Source organism: Janibacter cremeus, assembly GCF_013409205.1.
Classification (GTDB): Bacteria; Actinomycetota; Actinomycetes; order Actinomycetales; family Dermatophilaceae; genus Janibacter; species Janibacter cremeus.
Window position 1 is genome coordinate 3,191,862 of the sequence record NZ_JACCAE010000001.1, and the last position, 19,715, is coordinate 3,211,576.

General features: G+C 69.1%; 15 protein-coding genes. 10 read left to right on the forward strand and 5 right to left on the reverse strand.

Going from position 1 to position 19,715, the window contains the following annotated elements:
* A complete protein-coding gene (locus BJY20_RS15140) occupies positions 1-996 on the forward strand; it encodes a UDP-glucuronic acid decarboxylase family protein (protein ID WP_185992289.1) in 996 nt (331 codons plus the stop codon).
* Between the two features lie 6 nt (positions 997-1,002).
* On the opposite strand, the gene BJY20_RS15145 is transcribed toward BJY20_RS15140, so the two are convergent.
* Positions 1,003-1,857, reverse strand: a complete 855-nt coding sequence (locus BJY20_RS15145; RefSeq protein ID WP_185992290.1) for a class I SAM-dependent methyltransferase — start codon at positions 1,855-1,857, stop codon at positions 1,003-1,005.
* Between the two features lie 121 nt (positions 1,858-1,978).
* On the opposite strand from BJY20_RS15145, the gene rpsA reads away from it, so the two are divergent.
* Positions 1,979-3,499, forward strand: a complete 1,521-nt coding sequence (rpsA, locus tag BJY20_RS15150; RefSeq protein WP_185992291.1) for a 30S ribosomal protein S1 — start codon at positions 1,979-1,981, stop codon at positions 3,497-3,499.
* 54 nt (positions 3,500-3,553) lie between these two features.
* On the opposite strand, the gene BJY20_RS15155 is transcribed toward rpsA, so the two are convergent.
* Entirely contained in the window at positions 3,554-4,858 is a 1,305-nt protein-coding gene (locus tag BJY20_RS15155; RefSeq protein ID WP_185992292.1) for a CNNM domain-containing protein, read from the reverse strand.
* Between the two features lie 62 nt (positions 4,859-4,920).
* Between BJY20_RS15155 and coaE the strand changes: the two genes are divergently transcribed.
* From coaE to BJY20_RS15175, 4 genes are all read left to right on the forward strand, one after another.
* Positions 4,921-6,120: a dephospho-CoA kinase gene (gene coaE / locus BJY20_RS15160; RefSeq protein WP_185992293.1), complete on the forward strand. Its 1,200-nt coding sequence runs from the start codon at positions 4,921-4,923 to the stop codon at positions 6,118-6,120.
* Positions 6,120-6,440, forward strand: a complete 321-nt coding sequence (locus tag BJY20_RS15165; RefSeq protein WP_185992294.1) for a hypothetical protein — start codon at positions 6,120-6,122, stop codon at positions 6,438-6,440. Before coaE ends, BJY20_RS15165 begins: the two co-directional genes overlap by 1 nt.
* An 84-nt stretch (positions 6,441-6,524) precedes the next feature.
* Positions 6,525-8,612, forward strand: a complete 2,088-nt coding sequence (gene uvrB / locus BJY20_RS15170) for an excinuclease ABC subunit UvrB (RefSeq protein ID WP_185992295.1) — start codon at positions 6,525-6,527, stop codon at positions 8,610-8,612.
* Positions 8,613-8,829: 217 nt separating this feature from the next.
* Positions 8,830-9,816: a TerC family protein gene (locus BJY20_RS15175; RefSeq protein ID WP_185992652.1), complete on the forward strand. Its 987-nt coding sequence runs from the start codon at positions 8,830-8,832 to the stop codon at positions 9,814-9,816.
* A gap of 18 nt (positions 9,817-9,834) precedes the next feature.
* Here BJY20_RS15175 and BJY20_RS15180 read toward each other — a convergent pair whose 3' ends face one another.
* Genes BJY20_RS15180 through BJY20_RS15190 form a run of 3 tightly spaced genes read right to left on the reverse strand, consistent with a single transcriptional unit; the run spans position 9,835 to position 13,200 of the window.
* On the reverse strand, positions 9,835-10,722 hold the full coding sequence (locus BJY20_RS15180; protein ID WP_425484165.1) for an EamA family transporter: 888 nt from the start codon (positions 10,720-10,722) through the stop codon (positions 9,835-9,837).
* Positions 10,716-11,384, reverse strand: coding sequence for an MBL fold metallo-hydrolase (locus tag BJY20_RS15185; protein WP_185992297.1), 669 nt, complete (start codon positions 11,382-11,384; stop codon positions 10,716-10,718). The genes BJY20_RS15180 and BJY20_RS15185 overlap by 7 nt, the downstream gene beginning before the upstream one ends.
* A gap of 1 nt (position 11,385) precedes the next feature.
* Complete coding sequence (locus BJY20_RS15190; RefSeq protein ID WP_185992298.1) at positions 11,386-13,200, reverse strand: glycoside hydrolase family 15 protein; 1,815 nt, start codon at positions 13,198-13,200, stop codon at positions 11,386-11,388.
* Between the two features lie 77 nt (positions 13,201-13,277).
* On the opposite strand from BJY20_RS15190, the gene uvrA reads away from it, so the two are divergent.
* The 4 genes from uvrA (at position 13,278) to rapZ (ending at position 19,715) form a co-directional block, all read left to right on the forward strand.
* Complete coding sequence (gene uvrA, locus BJY20_RS15195) at positions 13,278-16,406, forward strand: excinuclease ABC subunit UvrA (protein WP_343062935.1); 3,129 nt, start codon at positions 13,278-13,280, stop codon at positions 16,404-16,406.
* A 61-nt stretch (positions 16,407-16,467) separates the two neighbouring features.
* Entirely contained in the window at positions 16,468-16,854 is a 387-nt protein-coding gene (locus BJY20_RS15200) for a Rieske (2Fe-2S) protein (RefSeq protein WP_343062936.1), read from the forward strand.
* A 3-nt stretch (positions 16,855-16,857) separates the two neighbouring features.
* The gene (gene uvrC / locus BJY20_RS15205; RefSeq protein ID WP_185992299.1) at positions 16,858-18,801 is read left to right on the forward strand and encodes an excinuclease ABC subunit UvrC; all 1,944 of its coding nucleotides are present in this window, start codon (positions 16,858-16,860) and stop codon (positions 18,799-18,801) included.
* Positions 18,798-19,715, forward strand: a complete 918-nt coding sequence (gene rapZ / locus BJY20_RS15210) for an RNase adapter RapZ (protein ID WP_185992300.1) — start codon at positions 18,798-18,800, stop codon at positions 19,713-19,715. Before uvrC ends, rapZ begins: the two co-directional genes overlap by 4 nt.

The following is a 19,715-nucleotide window of genomic DNA, read 5'->3' on the forward strand; positions in this document are numbered from 1 at the left end:
ATGCGTGCAGTCGTCACCGGTGGCGCGGGGTTCCTCGGCTCCCACCTCTGTGAGCGACTGCTCGCACGTGGCGACGAGGTCATCGCCCTCGACAACTTCGTCACCGGTGATCCGAAGAACGTCGCGCACCTGCGCGACGATCCGCACTTCGAACTGCGTCAGGTCGACGTCACCGCGGACGTTCGCGTCGAGGGTGATGTCGACCTGATCCTCCACTTCGCCTCACCGGCGAGTCCGGTGGACTACCTGCAGCTGCCGATCGAGACCCTCGAGGTCGGCTCGATCGGCACGATGCACGCCCTTTCCCTCGCCCGCGAGAAGGGGGCCCGCTTCGTCCTCGCCTCGACGTCCGAGGTCTACGGCGACCCGCAGGTGCATCCGCAGCCGGAGAGCTATTGGGGGCACGTCAATCCGGTGGGGCCGCGCGGTGTCTACGACGAGGCGAAGCGCTTCGGTGAGGCGATGACCCTGGCCCACCGCAACACGCACGGGATCAGCACCGGCATCGTGCGGATATTCAACACCTTCGGTCCGCGGATGCGGCCCAACGACGGGCGTGCGATCCCCAACTTCATCCGGCAGTCGCTCGTCGGCGACCCGGTGACCGTGGCCGGTGACGGGTCGCAGACCCGCTCGATCTGCTTCGTCGACGACCTCGTCGCCGGGATCCTGGCGTTGGCCGACAGCGACCACCCGGGGCCGGTCAACATCGGCAACCCGCACGAGATCTCCATGCGTGACCTGGCGGCGTGGATCATCGAGCTGGTCGGATCCTCCTCGACGATCGAGTACATCCCGCGCCCCGTCGACGACCCGACGGTCCGTCAGCCCGACACGACCTTGGCCCGGCAACTGCTCGGGTGGCGGCCGGAGGTGGACATCGAGACTGCGCTGCGGTGCACGATCGACTGGTTCCGGTCGCAGTCACAGATGTCGCACTTCCCGCAGCCGCCGCTGGATGCGCAGCGGACGACGCACATCCTCGACGTCACCTGAGCGGACTCATCCGTCGGGACACGTGGCGACGAAGATCGCCGTCCCGGGGAAGTGCTGGCCACGCAGCGGTGACCACCCTCCCCAGACCTGCGAGTTGTCGGCGGGCCACTCCGGCTCGAGCACCGCGCGCAGCACCAGTCCGGCGTCGATGATCTCGGCGATCCGGTGGCCCATCGTCCTGTGGTGCTCGACATAACTGGCACGATCCCCCTCGTCCTCGACGTAGGGGGTCTCGTCGAAGTAGGAGGCCGTGGCCGTCAGTCCGGCCGGCCCCGGCACGTCGGGGAAGGCCCAGCGGATCGGGTGCGAGGTGGAGAAGGCGAGTGTCCCCCCGGGCCGCAGGACACGGGCCAACTCGGCCATGAGCCCGGCACTGTCCGCGACGAAGGGAGTCGCCCCGTAGGCGGAGAAGACGATGTCGAAGCTGGCATCCGCCAGCCCCAGCCGCGTGGCATCCGCCTGGAGGAGTTCCGGCGCGGGACCGGGGGAGCGCGCGTCGACCTGTCGCGCGGTGCGCAGCATGCCGCCCGACAGGTCGCTGGAGACCACTCGTGCACCCTGGGCGGCGCACCACCGACCACCCTGCGCAGCGCCACCACCGAACTCGAGGACATCCGCGCCGCGGAGGACCCCCGGTGGGCCGAGGACGCACAGCTGCGACTCCGTCCACCCCTCGGGGCCCCAGACCAGCTCGGCATCGCCGAGGAAGTCGCCGTGCTCACGGAGGTAGTCCCCGGCCTCGCTGTCCCACCAGGAGCGGTTTGCGGCCACCGTCTCGCCGTGACCGCTCTCGCGGCGTGCTACCGCGCTCGTCCCGCCCGACCACCCATCACTCCACCCGTCCGACCAGCCATCACTCATGCACGGACCGTAGCCCGGATCGGGTTTTGCCCACACGGCCGGCGACGACTAGCATGAGAAGGCACTTTTGTGTGTCCATCTGTCCGTACGATCAATTGTCCACAATCGGAGTTCCTACTACATGACTGCCAGCACGGTCGACACGACCGCCCCTCAGATCGCCGTCAACGACATCGGCTCTGAGGAAGATCTTCTCGCCGCCATCGACGCCACGATCAAGGACTTCAACGATGGCGACATCGTCGAGGGCCACATCGTCAAGGTCGACCGCGACGAGGTGCTCCTCGACATCGGCTACAAGACCGAGGGCGTCATCCCCTCGCGCGAGCTGTCCATCAAGCACGATGTCGACCCCGCCGAGATCGTCGCCGTCGGCGACGAGGTCGAGGCCCTCGTCCTCCAGAAGGAGGACAAGGAAGGTCGCCTGATCCTGTCCAAGAAGCGCGCTCAGTACGAGCGTGCCTGGGGCACCATCGAGAAGATCAAGGAAGAGGACGGCGTCGTCACCGGCACCGTCATCGAGGTCGTCAAGGGTGGTCTCATCCTCGACATCGGCCTGCGTGGCTTCCTTCCCGCCTCCCTGGTGGAGATGCGCCGCGTCCGCGATCTCCAGCCGTACGTCGGCAAGGAGATCGAGGCCAAGATCATCGAGCTCGACAAGAACCGCAACAACGTCGTGCTCTCGCGGCGTGCGTGGCTGGAGCAGACGCAGTCCGAGGTGCGCACCACCTTCCTCAAGGAACTGCAGAAGGGCCAGGTCCGCACGGGCGTCGTCTCCTCGATCGTCAACTTCGGTGCCTTCGTGGACCTGGGTGGCGTCGACGGTCTCGTCCACGTCTCCGAGCTGTCCTGGAAGCACATCGACCACCCGTCCGAGGTCGTCGAGGTCGGCGACGAGGTCACGGTCGAGGTCCTGGACGTCGACATGGACCGCGAGCGCGTCTCCCTGTCGCTCAAGGCGACGCAGGAGGACCCGTGGCAGCACTTCGCCCGGACCCACGCGATCGGTCAGGTCGTCCCGGGCAAGGTCACCAAGCTCGTCCCCTTCGGTGCGTTCGTGCGTGTCGAGGACGGCATCGAGGGCCTGGTCCACATCTCCGAGCTGGCCGAGCGCCACGTCGAGCTGCCCGAGCAGGTCGTCAACGTCGGTCAGGAGATCTTCGTCAAGGTCATCGACATCGACCTCGAGCGTCGCCGCATCTCGCTGAGCCTGAAGCAGGCCAACGAGGACGGCGCCAACCTCACCGAGTTCGACCCGACCCTCTACGGCATGGCCGCGGAGTACGACGAGCAGGGGAACTACAAGTACCCCGAGGGCTTCGACTCCGAGACCAATGAGTGGCTCGAGGGCTACGAGGCGCAGCGTGAGGCGTGGGAGAAGCAGTACGCCGACGCGCACGCCCGCTGGGAGGCGCACCGCGCCCAGATGGAGAAGGCCGCGGCCGACGACGCCGCTGCCGCCGAGGGTGGCGACGACGTCGCGACCACCTCGTACAGCTCCGACAGCAGCAGCAGTAGCACCAGCAGCACTCCCGCCCCGAGCAGCGCCGGCGCAGCGGCCCCCGCCGCGCCGACCAACGAGGGCACGCTGGCCTCGGACGAGGCGCTGGCCGCGCTTCGGGAGAAGCTCACGGGCAACTGACCCGACAGCACCCCACGAAGGGGGCGTCGCACCAATGGTGCGACGCCCCCTTCGTCATGGGCGGGGTGGTCCCTCGACGGCAGTGACCCGCAGGCGAGCCACACGACGGCCGTCGACAGAGAGGACCTCCAGGCGCTGCCCGGCGACTTCCACGACGTCACCCGCCCTGGCCAAGCGGCCGAGTCGCGACATGACGAGACCGCCGGCCGTGTCCACGTCCTCGTCGGAGACGTCGGCACCGATCAGGTCGGACAACTCCTCGACGTTGAGCGACCCGTCCACGACGAGGCTCTCCCCGCTGCGGCGGGTCGCGTCCTCCGGGTCGGAGCCCGTGTCGTGCTCGTCATAGATCTCACCGACGAACTCCTCGACGAGGTCCTCCGTGGTGACCAGCCCGCTGGTGCCGCCGTACTCGTCGACGACGAGTGCGAGGGGCTGCTGCTCGGACCGGAGGCGGGAGAGCGCCGGGAGGACCTCGAGGCTGTCGGGCAGCGCGAGGATGGTCCGGGCGAGATCCCGGACACGGGTGGTGTCCTCCCGTGTCGACGGCGGCAGAAGCAGGTCGCGGATGTGCACGAAGCCGACCACGTCATCGACGTCCGTGCCCGTGACGGGGAAGCGCGAGTGGGGGAGGTCACGCACGTGCTCCAGGGCCTGGTCGAGCGTGAGGTCCGCCTCGAGGAACTGCACGTCCGTGCGCGGGCGCATCACGCGGGTCAGCGAACGCTCGCCGGCCCGGAAGACGTCAGTGAGGATGCGCCGGGGGTAGGGACGCAGTCCCTGGTGGCCCTCGATGAGGTCACGGATCTCCTCCGGGGTCATCTCCTCCTCCGACGCCGAGGAGTTGCCACCGACGAGCCGGACGACGGCGTTGGTGGAGGCCGAGAGCAACCAGATGACCGGCCGGACCACTGTGGCGAAGAGCTGCAGCGGCCTCCCGAGGACCCGGGTGAAGGCCAGGTTGTTCTGCATGGCCAGACGTTTGGGCACCAGCTCGCCGAAGACGAGCGAGAGGTAGGCGATCAGCAGGGTCATCGCCACGAGGGCGAGGGTGGCAGCGGCAGCCTCGGGAACGCCCACTGCGACGAGACCCGGCACGAGGTCCGGGGCGATCGTCGAGCCACCATAGGCCGAGGAGAAGAAGCCGGCCACGGTCACGCCGATCTGCACGGCGGAGAGGAACTGGTTGGGGTTGCGCACCAGGCCGGCGAGCCGCTGCCCGCGCTCACCCCCCTCCTCGAGGGCACGGACCTGCCCCTCGCGCAGGGTCACGATGGCCATCTCCGTGGCGGCGAACACGCCACCGACGAGAACGAAGACCATGACGAGCAGGAGGTTGACGAGTGTCTGGGAGTCCACGCGTCGACGCTACCCACGAGGCGCGCACCTGTCGCGGATCGAGCGCGGCTAGGATCGCCGGCATGCTGCGCGTGGGCCTCACCGGTGGGATCGGTTCCGGCAAGTCGACCGTCTCGAGGCGCTTGGCCGAGCTCGGAGCGGTCGTCGTGGACGCCGACCTCATCGCCCGGGAGGTGGTCGAGCCGGGGGAGCCGGCGCTGGAGCTGATCCGGGATCGCTTCGGCAACGAGGTCTTCGACGCGAAGGGGGCACTGGACCGTCCGGCGCTGGGCCGCGTGGTCTTCGGGGACCCGGACGCGCTGGCGGCGCTCGAGGGGATCACCCACCCGGCGATCTGGGAGCGGACGGCGCAGCAACTCGCCGCTGCGCAGGCCCAGGGGGCCCGGGTCGCGGTCCACGACATGCCCCTGCTCGTCGAGAAGGAGATGGCCGGGGAGTACCACCTCGTCGTCGTCGTCGACACCGCCGAGGAGGAGCGAGTGCGTCGGCTCGTCGAGCTGCGCGGGACACCGGAGGACGAGGCCCGCTCGCGGGTGGCGGCACAGGCGAGCGACGAGCAGCGGCGTGCCGTCGCCGACGTGCTGTTGGACAACAACGGCACCCCCGAGGCACTCCTGGCGGCGGTCGACCGGCTCTGGGAGAAGCGGCTGGCCCCCTTCGCGGACAACCTTGCCGCGATGCGTCCGGTGACTGCTCCCGAGGAGCTCGTCCTCACCGAACCCGATCCCGTCTGGGCGGACATGGCCGCGCGCGAGGTCGCCCGCCTGCGCCACCGACTCGGTGACCTCGCCATCACCGTCGACCACATCGGCTCCACGTCGGTGCCGATGTACGCCAAGCCGATCATCGACCTGCAGGTCGGGGTCGAGTCCCTCAAGGTCGCCGACAGCACAGAGTTCATGGCCGCCATGGCCGACGGTGGCTGGCCACGACGGGAGGACATCACCCGGGACAGCCCGAAGGACGGGCAGCCCTGGCCCAAGCGGTACCACCGGGGGTGCGACCCGGCCGTCCCGATCCACCTGCACGTGCGGGAGATCGGCTCCCCGGGATGGCGCTGGGCGCTGCTCTTCCGCGACTGGCTTCGTGCGGAGCCCGACGTCCGCGCGGACTACCGCGCCGAGAAGGAGCGTCTCGCGGCGCTCGGTCTCCCGCGTGGGGAGTACGCCGAGGCCAAGGAGCCGTGGTTCGACGCCGTCCACCCACGGGTCGGGACCTGGGCGCGCGCGACCGGGTGGACGCCACCGCGCGGCGGCTCCTGATGCCCTCCTACCGGGTCGCCCTCGATGTGCACGGCGTGCCTGCGGGGGTGGAGCCGCCGACCGTCCTGCCGCGGGCCGAGGAGCTGATGGCGCGCACGCACGTGGTCGAGGACCGCTCCGTGGAGATCGTGCGGGGTCAGCCGCAGCTGCACCTGCGTTTCCTCGTCGCCGCGAGCCGCGACGTCCGCGAGGACGACGTCGCCGAGGAGGCGGTGCGGCTCATGGCCCGTGACCTGGGGGCGATCGCCCATCTGGGTAGGTGGACACTGCGAAGGGGGCCGGGCCGTCACTGGCGTACGGTCCGGTCGGACCGGGCCTGAGCGGGACCGGCGGAATCCGCACGGCCGTGATCGGCGTTGGGTGAGGTGACTGCCCTGTCACACCCCTGACATACCGTGAGGACCATGCGCCCCGTAACCGACCTGCAACGCACGGTGGCTCCCTTCGAGGTCGTCTCGGAGTTCGAGCCCGCCGGCGACCAGCCCACCGCCATCGCCGATCTCGCGGGCCGGGTCAGGGCGGGGGAGGAGGACATCGTCCTGCTCGGCGCCACGGGTACCGGCAAGTCGGCGACGACGGCGTGGCTCATCGAGGAGGTCCAGCGGCCGACGCTGGTCATGGCCCCGAACAAGACGCTGGCGGCGCAACTGGCCAACGAGTTCCGTGATCTGCTGCCCAACAATGCCGTCGAGTACTTCGTCAGTTACTACGACTACTTCCAACCCGAGGCCTACGTCCCACAGAGCGACACCTACATCGAGAAGGACTCATCGGTCAACGAGGAGGTCGAGCGTCTACGCCACTCGGCGACCAACAGCCTGCTCACCCGTCGCGACGTGGTCGTCGTGGCCTCGGTGTCCTGCATCTACGGCCTGGGGACCCCGCAGGAGTACGTGGACCGGATGGTGACCCTGAAGATCGGGGAGGAGATCGAGCGTGACGACCTGCTGCGCCAGTTCGTGACGATGCAATACACCCGCAACGACCTGGCCTTCACCCGTGGGACCTTCCGGGTACGTGGCGACACCGTCGAGATCATCCCGATGTACGAGGAGCTCGCGGTGCGCATCGAGTTCTTCGGCGACGAGATCGAGCGGATCCACACCCTGCACCCGCTCACCGGTGAGGTCGTGCGCGAGGAGAGCGAGATCCACATCTTCCCGGCGACGCACTACGTCGCCGGTCCGGAGCGGATGGAGCGAGCGGTCCACGGGATCGAGACCGAGCTGGCGACGCGGCTGGAGGACCTGGAGCGGCAGGGCAAGATGCTCGAGGCCCAGCGACTGCGCATGCGCACCACCTACGACATCGAGATGATGCGTCAGATCGGCTCCTGCGCCGGCATCGAGAACTACTCGATGCACATCGACGGCCGCGAGCCGGGCAGCGCGCCCAACTGCCTCCTGGACTACTTCCCCGAGGACTTCCTGCTCGTCATCGACGAGTCCCACCAGACAGTGCCCCAGATCGGGGCGATGTACGAGGGCGACGCCTCCCGCAAGCGCACCCTGGTCGAGCACGGGTTCCGCCTGCCGAGCGCCATGGACAACCGGCCGCTGACGTGGGAGGAGTTCCTCGAGCGCATCGGCCAGACCGTCTACCTCTCGGCGACGCCCGGGGACTACGAGATGGCCAAGTCCGACGGCCATGTCGAGCAGGTGATCCGTCCGACCGGACTCATCGACCCGGAGGTGGTTCTGAAGCCGACCAAGGGGCAGATCGACGACCTCCTGCACGAGATCCGGGAGCGGGCGGAGCGTGATGAGCGCGTGCTCGTGACGACGCTGACGAAGAAGATGGCCGAGGACCTCACCGACTATCTGCTGGACAGAGGGGTGCGGGTGCGCTATCTCCACTCGGACATCGACACCCTGCGCCGGGTGGAGCTGCTGCGGGAGTTGCGGCTGGGGGAGTACGACGTGCTCGTCGGCATCAACCTGCTGCGCGAGGGCCTGGACTTGCCCGAGGTGTCCCTGGTGAGCATCCTGGACGCCGACAAGGAGGGTTTCCTGCGCAGCGCGCGCTCGCTGATCCAGACGATCGGTCGCGCGGCCCGCAACGTCTCCGGCCAGGTGCACATGTACGCCGACAAGGTCACGCCGTCGATGCAGGAGGCACTCGACGAGACCAACCGTCGTCGGGAGAAGCAAATCGCCTACAACCGGGAGCGCGGTCTGGACCCGCAGCCGTTGCGCAAGCGGATCGCGGACATCACCGACATGCTGCAGCGCGAGGACGCCGATACCGACGAGTTGCTCGGCTCCGCCCGTGCCCAGTCGCGCGGCAAGTCGACCCGCTCGGCGTCGAGCGCGCCGGCGGAGGGCCGTGAGCGTGACCTTCCGGCGACCGAGCTGGCTCGTCTCATCCAGGAGCTGACCGACCAGATGCACCAGGCGGCCACGGACCTGCACTTCGAGCTCGCCGCCCGGCTGCGGGACGAGATTGGTGACCTGAAGAAGGAGCTGCGCCAGATGACGGCAGCCACACGCTGATGCGCCGTGGGTGCGCTCGAGTGCCCCTGATGTGCAAACATGGTGGAGTCGGAGGGGAGTATCCCCGAGCGTCAGCCTCGTCATCACGGTCGGTCCTCACCGTCCCGGGGCAGCGGCCCATGGGTGGGAGAGACCTCCGGGCGTGATTTCTCTGTCCGGAAGGTAACCATTGTCAACGTTCTCCGCACTACAGCCGACGATCATCAGCGGCGGCACGATGGTCGTGCCCACCTGGGCCTGGCTCCTCACGCTCGGCGTGGCCGCGGTCATCCTCGTCTTCGACGTCATCTGGGTGGCCCGCAACCCCCACGTCCCCTCCACCCGTGAGGTCTCCGTCGTCCTGGGCGTCTACATCACGGCGGCCGTCCTCTTCGGCGTCGGGATGTGGTTCATGGCCGGTCCTGCCCGAGGGACGGAGTTCTTCGCAGGATGGTTGACGGAGTACTCGCTCTCCATCGACAACCTGTTCATCTTCCTGCTGATCATGGCGAAGTTCGGGGTGCCGCAGAAGTACCAGCAGACGGCCCTGCTGTGGGGGATCATCATCGCGATCGTCCTGCGCACGATCTTCATCTTCCTCGGTGCCGCGGCGATCAACCAGTTCTCCTGGGTCTTCTACATCTTCGGTGCCTTCCTCATCTACACCGCGATCAAGCTGGCCACCGAGGGCGACACAGAGGACGAGTACGAGGAGAACCGGGTCGTCACCTGGATGCAGAAGGCCCTGCCCAGCACGACGGAGTGGTCCTCGAAGCTGCTGACGAAGAAGAACGCGAAGCTGGTCGTCACCCCGATGTTCATCGCGGTCTTCGCCCTGGGCATGACCGACCTGCTCTTCGCGTTCGACTCCATCCCGGCGGTCTACGGGTTGACCCAGGAGCCGTACATCGTGCTGACGGCCAATCTGTTCGCGCTGATGGGTCTGCGTCAGCTGTACTTCCTCATCGGCGGCCTGCTGAAGAAGCTGGTCTACCTCACCGTCGGTCTGTCCGTGCTGCTCGCCTTCATCGGCGTCAAGCTGATCCTGCACGCCCTCCACGAGAACGATGTGCCGTTCATCAACGGTGGGGAGTCGCTCTCGGTCCCGGAGATCCCGATCGGTGTCTCCCTCGGTGCCATCGTCGTCATCCTCGGCGTCACGACGATCGCCAGCCTGCGCAAGACGAAGAAGGACGAGCAGGCCAGGGCCCGCTCCGGCAACTGACCTTCCTTCGCCTGGTCCTCAGGTGGCCGACGGCTCCCGCTCGCTGCGGGCGCCGAGGCCGAGGACCATCGTGCTTGCCAGGACGACGAGGACCATCCCGCCGAGCTGGACCGGGTCCAGTCGTTGCCCGAGCACGACGAGACCGGCGAGGGCGGCGACCGCCGGCTCGAGGCTGAGCAGGATGCCGAAGACCTTCGCCGGAAGCCGCCGCAGGGCGAGCAGCTCGAGCGAGTACGGCAGGACCGAGGACAGGATGGCGACTCCGAGGCCGGTGAGGACGACAGCACCGGTCCAGGCGCTCGTCCCGTGCACGGTGACGTCCCAGAGGCCGAAGGGGAGCACGACGAGCATGGCGACGACCATGGCCAGCGCCAGGCCCTCGAGCGCAGGAAACTCGGCACCCGCCCGACCGGAGAAGATGATGTAGCCGGCCCAGCAGACGCCTGCGAGGAGCGCGAGGAGGATCCCGGTCCCCTCGAGCTCGGCCAGTGGGACGCTGAGCGCCTGCGAGATGAGCAGGACGCCGATGGCGGCTGCGGCGACTGCAAGCAGGTCCCGCGGACGACGGGAGAGGACGGCGGCCAGGGTGAGCGGGCCGGTGAACTCGATGGTGACGGCCACGCCGATGGGCAGGTGCGCGAGCGACCCGTAGAAGGCGAAGTTCATCAGCCCCATCGCCACTCCGAAGGCCACGACGGTCAGCCACGCGCGGGCGCTGTGCCCGCGCCAGCGTGGACGCGCAACGGCCAGCAGGACGGCGGTGGCGAAACCAAGGCGCAGAACCACGGAGCCGGCGGCGCCGATCTGGGGCACGAGGGTGGCCGCGAGCGCTCCGCCGAACTGGACGGAGACCACGGCGCCCAGGACGAGGAGAGGTGCCGGGACGAACCGTGGTGTCGTCACCACCCGCGCTCTCGCCACTCCTGCAGGTGCGGTCGCTCCGCGCCGAGCGTGGTGTCGCCGCCGTGACCGGGGTAGACCCACGTGTCGTCGTCGTAGACGTCGAAGACGCGGTCGGTCACGTCGACGTAGAGCGACTCGAAGCTCTGACCGGGCCGGTCGGTGGCCCCGACGCCACCGGGGAAGAGGCTGTCGCCGGTGAAGAGGTGGACGTGCCCCTCCGGGTCGTCGTAGGCCAGGGCCACCGAGCCGGGGGTGTGCCCACGCAGGTGGATGACGTCCAGGAGCACGTCACCGAAGCGGATGGTGTCGCCGTGGCGCAGCCGGTGGTCGGGGCGCACGGGCAGGGCCGGCGCGTCGTCCTCCCCGGCGTACATCTGAGGTGTGTGGTCGCGGCTGATCTCGGTCAGGGCGCGCACGTGGTCCCAGTGCTGGTGAGTGGTCACCAGGTGGGAGAGCCCGGCACCTCCGGTGGCGATGAGCTCGTTGATCCGGTCGGCCTCGTCCGCGGCGTCGATGAGCAACTGCTCACCAGTGCTGGCGCACGTGAGCAGGTAGACGTTGTTGTGCATCTGCGAGACGGACATCTTGCGGATCGTCAGCGCGGGGAGCGTGCGTACCGCCACCGGGCCTGCGGGCTGGACGTCGGGGTCGTAGGTGGTGGTCATGTCAGTGGTCCTCCACGGGGTGGCTGGGGTGGGTGGGGTCCTCGGCATCCCGCAGTGCGTATGCGGCGCCGATGAGGGTGAGGTGGCTGAAGGCCTGGGGGAAGTTGCCGACCTGGCGCCCACCGGCGACGTCGTACTCCTCGGCGATGAGGCCGACGTCGTTGAGCAGGGCGACCAGGCGCCGCATGAGCCCGTGTCCCTTGTCCAGCTGACCGGTGAGCGCGTAGGCGCTCACGAGCCACCACGAACAGGCGAGGAAGGGGTGCTCGTCCCCGGTGAGGCCGTCGACCCCGCTCTCCGTGCGGTACCGCAGCAGGAAACCGTCCCGCATGAGGTCGTGCTCGATCGCCGCGATGGTGCCGAGCACCCGGGGGTCCTGCGGGGGCAGGAACCCGACCATGGGGATCTGGAGCAGCGAGGCGTCGACCTCGTCCGTCTCGTAGTGCTGGGTGAAGGTTTGCCTTGCCTCGTTCCAGCCCCTGTCGAGGATGTCGGCGCGTACCCGGTCACGAAGATCGCGCCACAGCTCGACGTCACCCTCGTAGCCGTGGATCTCCACGCCACGGATCGCCCGGTCGAAGGCTGCCCACACCATGACCCGCGAGTGGGTGAAGTGCTGCTTGGGGCCGCGCATCTCCCAGAGGCCGTGGTCGCGCTCCTGCCAGTGCCGGGCCAGCTCGTCGACCATTGCTCGCTGGATGGCCCAGGACTGCGGCGACTCCGCCAGCCCCTGTGCCCGCGCGTCCTCCAGGGCGATCATGACCTCTCCCAGGACGTCGGTCTGCCGCTGGTCGACGGCTCCGTTTCCGACCCGGACGGGCCGCGAGTCCGCGTACCCGGGCAAGTGGTCGAGCTCGCGCTCGGGCAGCTCCCGGCCACCGTCGACCGCGTACATGATCTGCATGTCCGCCGGGTCACCGGCGATGGCCCGGACCAGCCAGTCCCGCCAGAGCTTGGTGGCGCCCACGTACCCGGACTTCAGGAGCGACTCGAGCGCGAGCGACGCGTCCCGCAGCCAGCAGTAGCGGTAGTCCCAGTTGCGCACGCCCCCGAAGTCCTCCGGCAGGCTCGTGGTGGCTGCGGCGACGATGCCGCCGCGACGGGTGTCGGTGAGCAACCGCAGGGTCAACAGCGAGCGGACGACGGCCTCGCGGTACGGCCCCTCGTAGGTGCAGCGCGCTGCCCATGCCTGCGAGCGCTCGTGCGTCGCGGTGATCCGGGCCCGGATGTCCAGCGGTGGCGGGATCGGTTTGTACGAGGCGAACCACGTGGTCGAGAAGTTGTAGTGCTCGCCGGCGCGGACGGTCCACCGGTCGTAGTGGTGTCCGTGGTCGGCGTGCGGGAGCCGCGAGCCGCGCAGGACGAGCATGTCGTTGCCGGCGATGGCGGTGATGACGTCCTCGTCGCGCTCGTGACCGGCGGAGTGGGCGACCCACGGGCGGATCAGCCCGTAGTTGGTCCGCACGATCCACTCGTGCTCCATCTCGACCTCGCCCTCCAGCCCCTCGACGACTCGGATCAGGTCCGCGCGGCCGTCGCTCAGCGGCATGACGTCCGTCACACGGACGAGCCCCGTGGCCGTGCGGTGCTCGGTCTCGAGGATGAAGGTGTCGTCGCGGTAGGAGCGCGTGGTCGTGGCCTCGTCCACGGTGCCGATGAGCCACCGTCCGTGCTCGCGCGTGCCCAGGAGGGCCGTGAAGCAGGAGGCCGAGTCGAAGCGCGGGAGGCACAGCCAGTCCACCGAGCCCTTGCGTGAGATGAGGGCGGCGGTCTCCGTGTCGCCGACGGCTGCGTAGTCCTCGATGGGGGTGCTCATCCTCCACAGGCTAGGCGCTCCCGCCCGCGGGCGGAGGGGGAGGTGGACTGTCGGTGGGGGCACCTAAGGTGGGGAGGGTGACTGTTGCCAAGGCCGCTGGTTCCCGACTGCACGACCGGATCGTCGTCCAGGGGGCTCGCGAGCACAATCTCAAGAACATCCACATCGACATCCCACGGGACTCGCTCGTGGTCTTCACCGGCCTGTCCGGGTCGGGCAAGTCCTCGCTCGCCTTCGACACCATCTTCGCCGAGGGCCAGCGTCGGTACGTCGAGTCGCTGTCCGCTTACGCCCGTCAGTTCCTCGGGCAGATGGACAAACCCGACGTCGACTTCATCGAGGGCCTGTCACCGGCGGTGTCGATCGACCAGAAGTCGACGAATCGCAACCCCCGCTCGACCGTCGGCACGATCACCGAGGTCCACGACTACCTCCGTCTGCTCTTCGCCCGCGTCGGTCGCCCGCACTGCCCCGTCTGCGGCGAGCGCATCACCCGGCAGAGCCCGCAGCAGATCGTCGACCGGTTGCTCGAGCTGCCGGAGCGAACCCGCTTCCAGGTGCTCGCCCCCGTGGTGCGGGCGCGCAAGGGGGAGTTCGTCGACCTCTTCGCCGAGCTGCGGGCGAAGGGGTACAGCCGCGCCCTCGTCGACGGCGAGGTCGTCTCGCTCTCGGAGCCACCGACGCTGGAGAAGCAGGTCAAGCACACCATCGACGTGGTCGTGGACCGGCTCGTGGCGAAGGGGGCCGAGGACCGGGCCAACAAGCAGCGCCTGACCGACTCGGTCGAGACCGCACTGGGCCTGGCCGGGGGCGTCGTCGTCGTCGACTTCGTCGACCTGGCGGAGGAGGACCCGCAGCGTCAGCGGCGCTACTCGGAGACGATGGCCTGCCCCAACGACCACCCCCTGGATATCGACGAGATCGAGCCGCGCTCGTTCTCCTTCAACTCCCCCTTCGGCGCCTGCCCGGTCTGCACCGGTCTGGGTACGGAGCTGGAGGTCGACTCGGAACTCATCGTCCCGGACGACGACCTGAGCCTCGGTGAGGGAGCCATCGCTCCCTGGGCCAAGGGGACCCAGTCGGCGCAGTACTTCCAGCGGACGATGGCCGCGCTCGGTGACGACCTCAGCTTCGACATGGACACCCCGTGGCGGGCGCTGCCGGAGCGGGCGCGGACGGCCCTGCTGCACGGACACAAGCACAAGGTGCACGTGCGCTACCGCAACCGCTTCGGGAGGGAGCGTGCCTACAGCACGGGCTTCGAGGGGGCCGTCTCCTTCGTCAAGCGTCGGCACGCGGAGACCGAGTCGGACTGGAGCCGAGAGCGCTACGAGGGCTACATGCGCGAGATCCCGTGCCCGACGTGCAACGGGACCCGTTTGAAGCCCGAGTCCTTGGCCGTCCTCGTCGGGGGGTACAGCATCGCCGACGTCTCGTCGATGTCCATCGCCCGGGCCGCCGGCTTCCTGGGCACCGTGGACTTCACCGACCGTGAGCTGCAGATCGCCGAGCAGGTGATCAAGGAGATCGACGCCCGGCTCGGCTTCCTCCTCGATGTCGGTCTGGAGTACCTCTCGCTCTCGCGTGCCGCCGGGACGCTCTCCGGCGGTGAGGCCCAGCGGATCCGACTGGCCACCCAGATCGGCTCCGGTCTCGTCGGTGTCCTCTACGTCCTCGACGAGCCGAGCATCGGCCTGCACCAGCGGGACAACCACCGCCTCATCGAGACCCTCACCCGCCTGCGCGATCTGGGCAACACGCTCATCGTCGTGGAGCACGACGAGGACACGATCGCCTCGTCCGACTGGGTCGTCGACATCGGCCCCGGTGCGGGCGAGCACGGTGGTGACGTCGTGCACTCGGGGCCGCTGTCGCAACTGCTGACCAACGAGCGCTCGGCGACCGGGCGCTATCTTTCCGGCGACCTGGAGATCCCGCTGCCGACGTCTCGTCGTCCGCAGCGGCCCGGTCGGGAGCTGAGCGTGCGGGGTGCACGCGAGCACAACCTGCACGACATCGACGTGTGCTTCCCGCTCGGGAACTTCATCGCGATCACCGGTGTGTCCGGCTCGGGCAAGTCCACGCTCGTCAACGACATCCTCTACCGCGTGCTGGCCAACAAGCTCAACGGTGCCCGGCAGGTACCCGGTCGGCACAAGACCGTCACCGGTCTCGAGCACCTCGACAAGGTCGTCCACGTCGACCAGAGCCCCATCGGTCGGACACCGCGGTCGAATCCGGCGACCTACACGGGGGTCTTCGACCACGTGCGTCGGCTCTTCGCCGAGACGAGCGAGGCAAAGGTGCGTGGCTACCAGCCCGGCCGCTTCTCCTTCAACGTCAAGGGCGGTCGGTGCGACGCGTGCTCCGGCGACGGGACGTTGAAGATCGAGATGAACTTCCTGCCCGACGTGTACGTCCCGTGCGAGGTGTGCCACGGCGCCCGCTACAACCGCGAGACGCTGGAGGTGCACTTCAAGGGCAAGAACATCGCCGAGGTGCTCGACATGCCGATCGAGGAGGCGGAGGACTTCTTCGCCGCCGTCCCGGCGATCGCGCGCCACATGAAGACCCTCAACGCGGTCGGTCTGGGTTACGTCCGCCTCGGTCAACCCGCCACGACGCTCTCCGGCGGTGAGGCGCAGCGCGTCAAGCTCGCGTCGGAGCTGCAGAAGCGGTCCAACGGCCGCACCGTCTACGTGCTCGACGAGCCGACCACCGGTTTGCACTTCGAGGACATCCGCAAGCTCCTGCTCGTCCTCCAGGGCCTGGTGGACAAGGGCAACACCGTCCTGGTCATCGAGCACAACCTGGATGTCGTCAAGAGCGCCGACTGGGTCATCGACCTGGGTCCCGAGGGTGGTGATGGCGGCGGCCGGGTGGTCGCCACCGGGACCCCCGAAGGCGTGGCTGCCGGCTCGGACTCGTACACCGGGCAGTTCCTCGCGCCCGTCCTGGCGAAGTCGGACACCGTCCCGGTCATCGGTGAGCTCGTCGAGGACGAGCCTGCCACCCCGGCGAAGGGGGCGGGCAAGAAGAAGAACGCGAAGAAGTCGACGAAGAAGGCCGCCGCCACCCGGAAGGCCACGGCGGCGGCCGAGCCGACCGCCGCGAGGACGGCCTCGACACGGGCCCCGGCCGCGAAGAAGCCCGGGGTCTCCAGCGCCGCGAGTGCGGCGGCCAGACGGGCCAAGAAGGCAGGCTGAGGATGTTCAGCCAGCAGTGACAGGATCAGGCTGTACCCGTTCCCGGCAGATGGAGCTCGATGTGACGACGACACGACGTCAGGTCATGGCCGTGGCGGCCGCAGGCGCCGCGGTCCCGCTCGCCGCCTGCGGCGGCAGCACCGAGCAGGTCGATTCGTCACAGCCGGTGCGCATCCCGGTCGCGGACGTGCCCGAGGGGGGTGGCCTCGTCATGGACGGAGTCGTCGTCACCCAACCGAGCGCGGGCGAGTACAAGGCCTTCGACGCGCGCTGCCCCCACCAGGGGTGCACCGTCAGCGAGGTCACCACGCGCGCGATCATCTGTCCGTGCCACGGCAGCGAGTTCGACCCGCAGTCCGGTGACATGACCCAGGGCCCGGCCACCGAGGGGCTCGACGAGCGCACGGTGACCGTCGAGGACGACGACGTGGTCGTCTCCCGGGAGTAGGCAGTGGCAGATCCGTCGACCTACCGACCCGCGCCCGGGTCCATCCCGACCGACTCGGGCGTCTATCGATTTCGCGACGAGCACGGTCGGGTCATCTACGTCGGCAAGGCGAAGTCGCTGCGCGCCCGGCTGTCCTCGTACTTCCAGGACATCTCCGCGCTGCACCCGCGAACCCAGCGCATGGTGCGCACCGGCGCGAGCGTCGAGTGGACGGTCGTGGCCAACGAGGTCGAGGCCCTCCAGCTCGAGTACTCCTGGATCAAGGAGTACGACCCCCGGTTCAACGTCAAGTACCGGGACGACAAGTCCTATCCCTACCTGGCGGTGACGATGGGGGAGGATTTCCCCCGCGCCCAGGTGATGCGGGGTGCCAAGCGCAAGGGCACCCGCTACTTCGGCCCGTACACCCATGCCTGGGCCATCCGCGAGACCCTTGACCTGCTGCTGCGGGTCTTCCCCGTCCGCACCTGCAGCAAGGGGGTCTTCAACCGGGCCCAGCAATCCGGACGACCGTGCCTGCTCGCCTACATCGACAAGTGCTCCGCGCCGTGCGTCGGGTGGATCAGCCCCGAGGACCACCGGGCCCTGGCCGACGAGTTGTGCGACTTCCTCGCCGGGGGTACCGATCGTTTCGTGCGTCGCCTCGAGCGCGAGATGAAGGCCGCCGCCGCCGAGCTCGACTTCGAGCAGGCGGCCCGTCTGCGTGACGACGTCACCGCCCTGACCAAGGCGCTGGAGAAGTCCGCGGTCGTCCTGCCCGACGGGACCGACGCGGACGTCTTCGCCCTGGCCGACGACGAGCTCGAAGTCGCCATCCAGGTCTTCCACGTCCGGGGCGGACGGATCCGCGGCCAGCGCGGGTGGGTCGCCGAGAAGGATGCGCAGGACCTCCCGGAGCTCGTGGAGCACCTGCTGCAGCAGGTGTACGGCGGCGAGGAGGTGCCGCGCGAGGTCCTGGTGCCGGTCCTCCCGGCGCAGGGCGAGGACGTGGCGGCCTGGCTGGGGGAGCGAAGGGGGAGCCGCGTCACCCTGCGAGTGCCCCAGCGGGGCGACAAGCGGGCCCTGATGGCCACGGTCGAGCGCAACGCCGTCCAGTCGCTGGCTCGGCACAAGGTGGCCCGCGCCGGGGACCTGACGGCGCGCAGCCAGGCGCTGCAGGAGCTGCAGGAGGCACTCGGGCTCGACGACGCGCCGTTGCGGATCGAGGGCTACGACATCGCCCACGTCCAGGGCAGCGATGTCGTGGGATCGATGGTCGTCTTCGAGGACGGGGTCGCCCGCAAGAGCGAGTACCGACGCTTCATCGTCCGGGGGGACGTCGACGGCCGCACGGACGACACGGCGTCCATGCACGAGGTGCTCACACGTCGTTTCGCCCGGTACGTCAAGGACCGCGACGCCGAGGACACGAGCCAGGACGCAGATCAGCCGACCGAGGCCCGCCGTTTCGCCTACCCGCCCAACCTCGTCGTCGTCGACGGGGGAGCCCCCCAGGTGGCGGCCGCGCAGCGGGTCCTGGACGAGCTGGGGATCGTGGACGTCGCCCTGGTCGGGCTGGCCAAGCGCCTCGAGGAGGTCTGGGTCCCCGGTGACGACCATCCGGTGATCCTGCCGCGCACCAGCGAGGCGCTCTTCCTCCTGCAACGCCTGCGCGACGAGGCCCACCGGTTCGCCAACACCTTCCACCGGGAGCGCCGCAGCAAGTCGATGACCAGGAGCGCGCTCGACGGGGTCCCCGGTCTGGGGGAGACCCGACGCAAGGCTCTGCTGGCCCGGTACGGCTCGGTGAAGCGCATCCGTGCCGCCGGCGCGGAGGACCTGGCGCAGACCCCGGGGATCGGACCTGCACTTGCCGAACGTATTGCGGCAGAGTTGGCCACGACGCAGTCCACGCCCGCCGTGAACCTCACCACCGGCGAGGTGCTCGACGAAGGAGAACCAGGATGAGCCAGTCTGCTGCCGTCCCCGAGCGAGACGCCGAGGACCCGAGCCCGGAGGTCATCGTGGTCACCGGCATGAGCGGAGCCGGCCGCTCGACGGTCGGCAAGGTCATGGAGGATCACGGCTGGTACGTCATCGACAACCTGCCCGTGATGCTCCTCGGCGACCTGCTGCGCCTGGCGGAGTCCCGGGTGGACGACGAGAGCCACCGCAAGGGCCCCGTACGCATCGGCATCGCCCTCGATGTGCGCGCGCAGGGCTTCGAGACGCTGACCAGCTCGCTGCAGCGGCTGCGCGAGCACGGCTGGCGCACGCACCTGATGTTCCTCGACGCGACCAACGAGGCGCTCGTGCGTCGTTTCGAGAGCGTGCGTCGTCCCCACCCCCTGCAGGGCACGGGGCGCCTGCTGGATGCCATCCAGCGCGAGCGCGAGGTCCTGTCGGACATCCGGGCGAGCGCCGAGATGGTCGTCGACACCTCGGGGCTGAACGTCCACCAGCTCGGGCGCAAGATCAGCCCGATCTTCCACGACGAGACCTCCGAGCGGTTGCGACTGGCCGTCCTGTCCTTCGGGTTCAAGTACGGGGTCCCGCTCGACGCCGACTTCGTCCTGGACATGCGCTTCCTGCCCAACCCGTTCTGGGTCCCCGAGCTGCGCGCGTTCACGGGGCGGGAGACCCAGGTCGCCGAGTACGTGCTCTCCCAGCCCGGGGCGCAGGAGTTCCTCGACGGTGTCGAGACCATGCTCACCCCGGTGATCGCGGGCTACCTCCGGGAGAACCGGCGGTACGTCACCCTCGCCGTCGGGTGCACCGGTGGCAAGCACCGGTCCGTGGCCATGGCCGAGGCCCTCGCCTCCCGCCTCGGGTCGAAGGAGATCGCGACCTTCGTGGTCCACCGTGACCTGGGCCAGGAGTGA

Coding starts and splice junctions, on each gene's coding strand:
- rpsA (WP_185992291.1), top strand. CDS start 1,979: ATGACTGCCAGCACGGTCGACACGACCGCCCCTCAGATCGCCGTCAAC.
- BJY20_RS15175 (WP_185992652.1), top strand. CDS start 8,830: ATGGTCGTGCCCACCTGGGCCTGGCTCCTCACGCTCGGCGTGGCCGCG.
- BJY20_RS15145 (WP_185992290.1), bottom strand. CDS start 1,857: ATGAGTGATGGCTGGTCGGACGGGTGGAGTGATGGGTGGTCGGGCGGG.
- BJY20_RS15190 (WP_185992298.1), bottom strand. CDS start 13,200: ATGAGCACCCCCATCGAGGACTACGCAGCCGTCGGCGACACGGAGACC.
- uvrB (WP_185992295.1), top strand. CDS start 6,525: ATGCGCCCCGTAACCGACCTGCAACGCACGGTGGCTCCCTTCGAGGTC.
- coaE (WP_185992293.1), top strand. CDS start 4,921: ATGCTGCGCGTGGGCCTCACCGGTGGGATCGGTTCCGGCAAGTCGACC.
- BJY20_RS15165 (WP_185992294.1), top strand. CDS start 6,120: ATGCCCTCCTACCGGGTCGCCCTCGATGTGCACGGCGTGCCTGCGGGG.
- BJY20_RS15140 (WP_185992289.1), top strand. CDS start 1: ATGCGTGCAGTCGTCACCGGTGGCGCGGGGTTCCTCGGCTCCCACCTC.
- rapZ (WP_185992300.1), top strand. CDS start 18,798: ATGAGCCAGTCTGCTGCCGTCCCCGAGCGAGACGCCGAGGACCCGAGC.
- BJY20_RS15185 (WP_185992297.1), bottom strand. CDS start 11,384: ATGACCACCACCTACGACCCCGACGTCCAGCCCGCAGGCCCGGTGGCG.